Source organism: Actinoplanes sp. NPDC051411 (assembly GCF_040682075.1).
GTDB lineage: Bacteria > Actinomycetota > Actinomycetes > Mycobacteriales > Micromonosporaceae > Actinoplanes.
The window spans coordinates 1-8,207 of record NZ_JBFBAD010000237.1 but is presented as its reverse complement, the minus strand read 5'-3'; the positions used below and the strand labels follow the sequence as shown (position 1 = coordinate 8,207).

Below are 8,207 nucleotides of genomic sequence, written 5' to 3'. Positions count from 1 at the left end.
GACACTTCGGACAAGTCACTTCCCGGACCCGCCAGACCACAGCCTAAAACACCACTCACGATCAACACTTGACAGAGAGGGGTGCCAGATCCGGACGTCACCCGATCTTCTGTTCAAGGAACGCGATGCTCCGCATTGGCCTATGGGCGCAGTTCCTACAAAGGCCTGCCATGTATAGCCCTATCGATGGATGGCTTCCGGCTCAGGCGCGGATTACGTTGTGACAATGTCACGTCAGCGAGACAGAGGACGAACCGTGGCCGCCACCGCGTCTACTATTGCCGGACTAGCAGCGGCTTGCGCCGTGGCAACGTATATAGCCACACGACCTAAGCAACGGTCATCGCTAGTCCTGTCGGATGCGCTTACTGAGGACACTGCAGGCGAGGACTCTATTTCGGTATACCGAGAGCTCGATCGCCGAGAGTTCAAGACCCGCATGTCCGAGATATTCCCCGACACCCACCTGACGACAATAAGTGTCGTTCAGGGTGTTGCTCTCGCGCTACTAATCGGAAACTTCTTGGGCGTAACGACTGGCTCAACAGACGGCATGGATGCAGTTTGGCGCAGACTCCCATACGCCCTACCATCCTTCGGCCTGATCGTTACGATATCGTTTGAATATTACTACTTTGTTGCAGCCTATCGGTGGTCTCCCAGATTCGTCGATGCATGTATCCCGTATTTGCTTGGGGTCTGTGAGATCGGCGCAATTTACTACCTGGACAAGCCGAAGGTCTGGTGGTGGTGGAACGTTGCCCTGGCGGTCGCAGGCGCAGCGGCATTTCTGAATACAAGAGCGAACTGTCGACGTAGCATGTTTTCTACCAGCGAACTACACGCCTTCGTAGCTCGCTACGTGAACGGCGATATTGTGGCGACAATAGCGCTCGGCCTGTATGCTGCAATAGTTGCTAGATTTTATCATCGCCATCCCTCCGGCCAACTATTCAGCGCATGGGACGCTGCGTCGATTGGATACCTGAGCGGGATGATATTCTTATCGGCGCGCGCACACCGATTCATACGTGACCTCCACCGACTTCTAGGCCTGGATGAGGGATAGAGCCCACTGCCCGCAATGGTAAGTTGCCGAGGACAAGCCTTTGCGTCCTCACCGCGGCCGATTGTCCGTCGTCCTTGTACGTCGTGAAGGTGTGCTACGTGTCCCTTGTGATGTCTGCGGCGGGGCGCCGAGGTACCGCAGATCGCAGATCGCGCAATCATTTCAAGCCGGCCGCCGCTGCAGGCGACCGCTCGGCCTCCTCGAAGTAATCGTGCCCTTCTTTGAGCTTGGTGGTCGACGGTCCCGGGCTCCTACTACCACGACGCTATACAGCACGACGGTCGCAAGAATAAGGACATGCCCGACCCTGCGGTACGCGCGTAGCCTGCGGTCATGAGTCTGCAGTCGTCACCGCGCACGTTCGTGACGATTGAGGTCCCGCCGTGGTTCTGGGGCGGAAAATCCCGGGGCTACTTCTCCGCCGCCGGGCTGCATGCCCGCGACGTCGACGGGGTCATCCGAATCCGCACCGACGAGTCTTATCACCGCACACGCCCGAGTCTTGTCACCGAACAGACCATCGCCGGCCCAGGCCAGGGAAAGCCGGCCTTCGCCGATCTCGCTACCGCGGCCGCGCGGACCGGGTTCGAGTCCGGCGTACTAGAACCTGCGACCGCGAAGGAACTCGACGAGCTGGGCCGACGGGCCGCCGCATCCGGTGATCTCGTCGACCGGTTCGAGCACCTGAGACTGATCGCAAGCGTCGTCCCGCACGACCAACTGCCCGACCATATCGAGCACGCTTACCGACTGCTGACCAGCATCACGCTCGAAGGAGACCCGTCCGTCCTCCCGTTCGCGCACGCTGGTGTTCACCTTGTGCAGCGCGATCCGATGCTGCTTCACCGTACGAAACTGCCCGCCGTCCTCCTGCGTCTGCGCTACGACGAAAAGCTGCGCTCGGGCCAGACCCACCATCTAAGCGAGCTTCTCACCGAGCACAAGCCCGCGTTCGCGAGCGGCCAGGACATGCTACGAGGCCTGTACCTGCTCGACGACTACATCGGACCATTACTCGGCTCGCTGACGCCCGGTGTCTGGGGCTTCGCCGGCCACCGATCGTTCGGGGCAATCCTGTTCAGCCTCGGGACCACCGTCGCCGGAACCCGCCGCGGACCGGCCGAGATGCTGCACCTGCTACCGCATCTCGGCCGCGGCACCACCACCTGGTCGCAGTCGCAGCTCGCGGCGTCCTCGTGCGGGGACGCGGTGCGGTGGTGGGCGAACGGCCTGAACGAATTCTTCGGCGTCCTCAGCGATCCCGTGGCGTTCGCCGACGCCTCAGACACATACGACCCGGCCGCGCACCACCAGGCGCTGATGACCGCCGAGCAGCTGTTCGCGCGTGTGGCGAGCATGCTTACTCTCCATCGCGATGTGCGGGCACAAATGGTGCTCTTCTTCACGATCATGGACACGCTGGAGCGCATGACCGGCAAGCCGATCGACACGCTCTGCGAGCTCACACATGTCCAGAAGCTGTTCGCCGGCCTGCAGCAATCGATACCTAGCCCCGCCGCCGCAGTTCTGCTCCCGCTCGCGGAGCGCGGCGTCGTCGCCTTAGAGGATCTGCAGAAGGGCTTCTTCCTCGACGCGGCCGCACTCGGTACTGCGGAGCGGGCGGCCGCCCGCTATGTCAAGCTGCTACGCAACGCGACCCACGGACACGGCGCCAAGAAAGCGGGGTCGGTCCAGGAGACGAACCTGCTTCTCGCGGCACATAACGGTGAAGTACCCCCGGATCTTGCGATGCTCGTCTTCCTGCACATGCTGGTCCTGCTGGCTCATCCCCATGATGTGCGCCGACACTTGAGCCACGGGAGGAGCGGATAGCGATCGGCATCAGGGACCTCAGCGGTAGCCGCGCTCAGTCGGCGGCAGAAGAAACACGTTTGACGGAACGACAGGGACGCCCGCAGAGGCCAAGGTGGGAACCGTGACCGCGAGAGACGAGATCCTTGCTGCTCTGCCCGGCATCGAGGCACGAAGTGCGGACGGCTCGTTCAGCCCTCAAGACGTCGTAGACGAGCTGCGTCGGCGTGGAAGCACCCACGCCGAGTCCACGATACGAACCCATGTCGTGAGCCGGATGTGCGCCAACGCACCTGACAATCACGCCCGCAACTACGACGACCTGGAACGGGTTTCTGGCGGCCGCTATCGACGCAGGTAGCCCGACGTGGGGGTCGGATCGCGCGTTATCCGCGGCATGAGAGGGCGTCGGCTTTACGAGGTCAATCCCACGCGTTGAACACCGCTTCACCCACGCTTCCCGGTCGCCACGAATCGATCTGCAGCCGCTCCGCCTTTCCCAACGCAGTGGTGTCCACGGCGCCGAGGGGCGAGTCAAGCACCTGACGACTCATGACGGTGAAGCCGGCTTCGACGAACGTGGCGGCCCAGCTCGGCGGGTCCGCGAATGCCTTCGGCGCAAGGTCATCGGTGCTTGCTCCTACGAAGGCTATCCATGGGTACATGGTGTTGCCCAGGATCGGGAAACGGCCATTCGGCGCGACGATGATGGCGGAGTGGAAGTTGCGCGGATAGGTGCTCTCGAAGACCTCTTCGACGGCACCACCTGCAGCCCGTGCGGCCTCGAAGCAACCGCCTCGGAACCTGCGGACTGAGACCTCCGGGAGCTCTGGATCCTTGCCAGAGCGGAAACCCGTCACTCCTCGTTCCAGCCGAAACACGGCACTGCCCTCCCGCGCCCGGTGACACGATACGACCGAGCGACTCAACGCACTGCCCTCGGCACGAGCGTCGCCGGACCGCTTACGACGTGCGTCACGCCGTGTAGGAACTCACCACCGGCCGCCGCGCGCGGTCGGCGGTAGAACAGTGCGTCGGGCGGATACGTCCGCCAGCCCTGGAGAGCAGATGACCGACAGCTTCGCCAACGCGTATCTGGCCGCCAACCGCACCCGTGACGAGGCGGACCGTGGCTCTCTCGCAGTACATGGAATCGACCTGTCTTGGCGGAACATTGAATGCGCTTGGCGGATCAACGTACTAATAAGACGAGGTTGCTCCACGCGACGAGCAGAAACTACCGCCATCCGCAAGCGCGGACGGTGGCAGATCCGCGCGGTGCCTTTCGTCCTATCTGGCGCTTCACAGGCACCAACTCCACAGGCGAGCCTTGCGCGCAGTCGTACGCTTGGTCCATGGCGACAGAGAATTTCGGTGCGGCGGCCGATGACCGCCGTCCCGAACGTCCGCAACCAGAAGACGAAGGCTTCGAGTGGCCATCCGCCGGCCGGTACGACGTCGCTAGCAGCCAATCAGAAATCACCGCACCGGGAACAATAGCTGAGTTTGCCGTTTCAGCCCTGATAAGTGGGGTCATCGGCAATGTCGGTTACGACCTGTTAAAGGCCTTGTGGCAGAAGGCCTTTCGCTCGAGCGAGGCCGCAGGTCAGCCCATCGAGTTCCCTGATGGCCGCCTTGTAGATACGCCACGCGGAACCCTCGACCAGTTGGCACGACTGGCCGTACACGCCGAATGCTGCGAGAGGAACTGCCCCACTCCACGTCGTGAAGCACTCGAAGTCGGTGACTGGAGGCTCACTCTGCTCGACGACATCGAGATGCGCGCGGCGTCCGTGTCAGCACGTGCGGACGGTCTGTCGGTGCGAGCGACAGTCTGGATCGCGACATCGACGTTGGCTGAGCACGACGTTCGAGTTCAGATTCACGCCGCTCAAAGATGGTTAGAGTCATAGACGCGAGACAAGCGCCAAGAGGAAGCCCAACCATGTTCATGGCTGGATCGCGACGTGTTGGCCTCCAACGGCATCCGTGCCAGATCCCCGCGCAGAATCTCGATCTCCGCGATTTACCCGTCCCTGCCATGATCGTCGGCCCGGAACGTCTCCAGCACGGTCCCGTCGGTGTCCACCGTGTTCGTACCCACGCTCTCGGTGCGTGCCGCCCGCACCGCGGCGTCGAGCCCCATCCGGTCGATGACCCTCCGGGTCACCCGTCGCGCACCCACCGCCTGGCCACCGGGCCGCAGCTCGGACGCCCGCTCGACCACGGTCACGTGGGCCCGCGTCACAGCACGTAACGGATCCCCGCCAACCACCACGCACGATCTGCGGCAAATGAGTGCAGGGCGTCAGGCCTCGCGCTGCGGCGGCGGACTTACGTCCTTATTACTGGTCGGGGTGAGCGAGGCTGCCAGGCGTGAGAGGCGCGGATAGCCCCACGGCTTACCGGTCACCTCGGCCTTCAGCGCCGGCGATCTCGTGAGGAGGTCTCGGCAATAAAGCTCCCAAGCACTCTCGGCGCTTGCCGCCGGGACAGCGGATAACATATACAGGCCGATATTCAGCACATCGACATACATTGCGGCGACCATTTCCACCTTGGCCGGATCGGCCTCGACGACCGGGTCTTTAATTCGCTCGGGCGCAAAATGTCTCACCAACGATGTGTCCTCCGCGATGTACCCCTGTACGTTGTGCAAGCTGCTGAGGACGCCGTGAAGCGTCGATACGCCGTTCATCGTCGCTTGGAAGCTGACCTGCTTAGCGAGGGCGCGTGCCTGCCACCCGGCGAACAGGAGCGATCCGATGATTCCGACGGCTCCCACTAGCGCCAAGAAACTCGCCATGGTGAACTCCTAGCTATGCAGGCAGCATTTCCTCGAGTTTGGGTCGACAACGAGGGTCTTAGATGCAGATTGCCACTGCATTTGGCGGAATAGAGCGGCTGAACGGCCACGTCGACATCCGCTCATCGGCAAGAGCGAGCACAGCCTCAAATCGGTAGACATGCTGCGTAACCTCGAGCGCATGACCACACAGCAGAACATCGCCCGGGCGGCAGCGATGATCCGAGAGTGCAATGACGCGGCCAGCCTGTTCTCCCGAGGACTCGAGGCAGCCCGAGCCATCAGGAGCGACTACGCCGACGCCGTGGTGGTCATGTCTCTGCTCGCCCTCGGTTCCGAGAAGATGCTCAAGCTGACGATCGGGTTCGCAGCCCTAGACAGGGGTGATCCGTGGCCGAGGAAAAAGTACATGCGCGACGAGGTCGGTCATCAAGTAAAAATCGCCGACCAGAGGGCACGGCTGCTGCTAGACCTCCACGCGGGCACGGCTCGTGGCTGGCTGGATGATCTCAAGAAGGCGGTGGCGCAGAATCCGGTCGTGCCGGCGGTGATCGAATCACTCAACATGTTCGGGGATGGCGGCCGGTTCTACTTCCTCGATGTGCTGGCCGAGACCCCGCAGCCTGGGGACTCTCCTCAGTCGCTATGGACAGACCTGACCTCCGCGATTGCCACCCGGGATCCGGCTCTACTAATCGATCTTGGATCAGTCGAGCGGGCCGACCGTGCCCGACTCCGGCTCAACGAGACCATCGTGGACGCGATGACCGCGTGGTGGGGCCTATACGTGGCTGCATGGCGGACGGGTGCGGTTGGACAAGAGGCGCAACGGCACGCCCATGAATTGGCCCTCCCGGCACGCTGACCCAGCCGATCCAGGGCTCCGCCAGCACCTACGAGCGTCGCACGGTGGGCGCCGGCTACGCCCTCGGCCGCGATATGGCTGGCAGCACCGCTGCCCTGCGGCATGGTGCAGCATTCGCGGGACGCTGTCTCTTTGATGCTCGATCAGCGGCAAATGAGGATGCCGTCACCTGACGTATCCCCCATACTTCGGACCATGGTGACCGACAGTTCTTGGTCAGGGCATTAGCGAGAACGACCTGGAACGAGGTTTACCGGCGATTTCCGCTTCGGCGTGTCTGGCCCAGGAGGGGATGCCATCCGTCGGTTCTCAGTCTGCTCGCCAACGTCGGAACCGTCTTGGCTTGGATCCTTGACATATCTGGCGATTAGCGGCACCAATACTGAGGCGTTTGGGAGAGCCCTGAGGCGGACGATCGTGCGGGTCCGTGCTACTTCGCCAGGGTATCCGTGACCGACCGGTCCGATCAGTGTCCCGCGCCGCAGCTCAGTCCCGTCCGGGAGGGCGATCACCCCGGACTCGACCACGATCGCATGATTCGGCACGGGCAGCAGCACCGGCGCTCCGGATTCAAGGTCCACGGCGTAGGACTGCTCGATGAGAGACATCAGGAGATCCGGACCCAGCGTGGACAGGAATGCATTGTCGGCGAATGCTCGCCGCGCCTCGGCGTGGGGCCCGGTAAATCCAAGCGGGGGAAGCCCGTCGGCACGATCATGGGTAACTGTCATGGAGTCAGGGCCAGGGAGCGCTGACGACGGCTTCATTCCAGCGATCAACAGCACCGTAGTCCACCACGGCGACGCCTCGATGTGCCACCACGGCTTGAGGTCGGCGCCTGATGTGACGGCCAGCCGACTACGGAAACTGGAAGAATCATCCTGCATCCTCATCCACCTGCCTCTCCGCCCGTCTGGGCCGAGCCTCCCGGCTTCTTCTCTACAACTTCTCCGCTTCCAAGCATGCCGCGTACCACGGACGGAGCGGTAGCACCGAGGATGAAGGCCGGCCACAGACCAGTCATCTGAGCGGAGGCTGCGCCAGCGACGACCGCTCCGACGATGGCGCTGACCAAGGTCACGAAGGCGTAGGCGCCCTTGGTGTTCTTACGCCGTGCCCAGGGCCATCTGTAGCCCGAGCGGACGATCTGATGGACGAGGTTGACTAACGAGGCGATGAGGCCGCCCAGACCGCCCCACAGCACGGCTTCCCATAACTTGAGCGTCGTCACCACGACGGCAGGGTCGGGAGCGAGTGATACCACGCGGCGACTTTATTCGAGGTCGGTCTGGACTGCGAGATTCGATATCTATGCCAGACGGAATGTGGATCATCTTAACCGTCTCTCCGGAGCATGCGGAGCTCAATGGCGAGGTTGTGGTCTGGAAGGACGCGCTCGGCGGCCAGCGCCTCCCGCCCGGCAACTTCGCGATCTCACCGGCTGGAGTGCTCCGTCAACTGCCTCCAGCTGAACGACTGTGAGCAATGATGCCATCTACCTGTCGGTACGAGCGTTGCCCGGCCGCCCAAAACCGACCGTCACGCCCCGTAACGAGCGGATCGCGGCATGTGAGTATGCGTTCCGTACGGAGTCGCCGCCGTGGTTCGCGGTCCACGAGGTAATCGTGGCTTCTACGGTGGGAAAGTCGGCCGTG

The 8,207-nt window shown here is 62.8% G+C and carries 8 protein-coding genes; 4 read left to right on the top strand and 4 right to left on the bottom strand.

From position 1 onward, the window contains the following. Nucleotides 1-439: 439 nt before the first annotated feature. Nucleotides 440-1,069 (top strand): hypothetical protein, encoded by a 630-nt coding sequence (locus tag AB0M88_RS52205; RefSeq protein ID WP_364115767.1) that lies wholly within the window; start codon nucleotides 440-442, stop codon nucleotides 1,067-1,069. 333 nt (nucleotides 1,070-1,402) lie between these two features. Then, entirely contained in the window at nucleotides 1,403-2,902 is a 1,500-nt protein-coding gene (locus AB0M88_RS52200; RefSeq protein WP_364115764.1) for a hypothetical protein, read from the top strand. A gap of 401 nt (nucleotides 2,903-3,303) precedes the next feature. Here AB0M88_RS52200 and AB0M88_RS52195 read toward each other — a convergent pair whose 3' ends face one another. Beyond that, nucleotides 3,304-3,762: a hypothetical protein gene (locus AB0M88_RS52195; protein ID WP_364115761.1), complete on the bottom strand. Its 459-nt coding sequence runs from the start codon at nucleotides 3,760-3,762 to the stop codon at nucleotides 3,304-3,306. 474 nt (nucleotides 3,763-4,236) lie between these two features. On the opposite strand from AB0M88_RS52195, the gene AB0M88_RS52190 reads away from it, so the two are divergent. Beyond that, nucleotides 4,237-4,794 (top strand): hypothetical protein, encoded by a 558-nt coding sequence (locus AB0M88_RS52190; protein WP_364115758.1) that lies wholly within the window; start codon nucleotides 4,237-4,239, stop codon nucleotides 4,792-4,794. 113 nt (nucleotides 4,795-4,907) lie between these two features. Here AB0M88_RS52190 and AB0M88_RS52185 read toward each other — a convergent pair whose 3' ends face one another. Continuing rightward, nucleotides 4,908-5,129: a hypothetical protein gene (locus AB0M88_RS52185; RefSeq protein ID WP_364115755.1), complete on the bottom strand. Its 222-nt coding sequence runs from the start codon at nucleotides 5,127-5,129 to the stop codon at nucleotides 4,908-4,910. A gap of 60 nt (nucleotides 5,130-5,189) precedes the next feature. Beyond that, nucleotides 5,190-5,687, bottom strand: coding sequence for a hypothetical protein (locus AB0M88_RS52180; protein ID WP_364115753.1), 498 nt, complete (start codon nucleotides 5,685-5,687; stop codon nucleotides 5,190-5,192). A 181-nt stretch (nucleotides 5,688-5,868) separates the two neighbouring features. Between AB0M88_RS52180 and AB0M88_RS52175 the strand changes: the two genes are divergently transcribed. Further along, nucleotides 5,869-6,552: a hypothetical protein gene (locus tag AB0M88_RS52175; RefSeq protein WP_364115750.1), complete on the top strand. Its 684-nt coding sequence runs from the start codon at nucleotides 5,869-5,871 to the stop codon at nucleotides 6,550-6,552. 889 nt (nucleotides 6,553-7,441) lie between these two features. On the opposite strand, the gene AB0M88_RS52170 is transcribed toward AB0M88_RS52175, so the two are convergent. Next, the gene (locus AB0M88_RS52170; protein ID WP_364115747.1) at nucleotides 7,442-7,786 is read right to left on the bottom strand and encodes a hypothetical protein; all 345 of its coding nucleotides are present in this window, start codon (nucleotides 7,784-7,786) and stop codon (nucleotides 7,442-7,444) included. Nucleotides 7,787-8,207 lie beyond the last annotated feature (421 nt).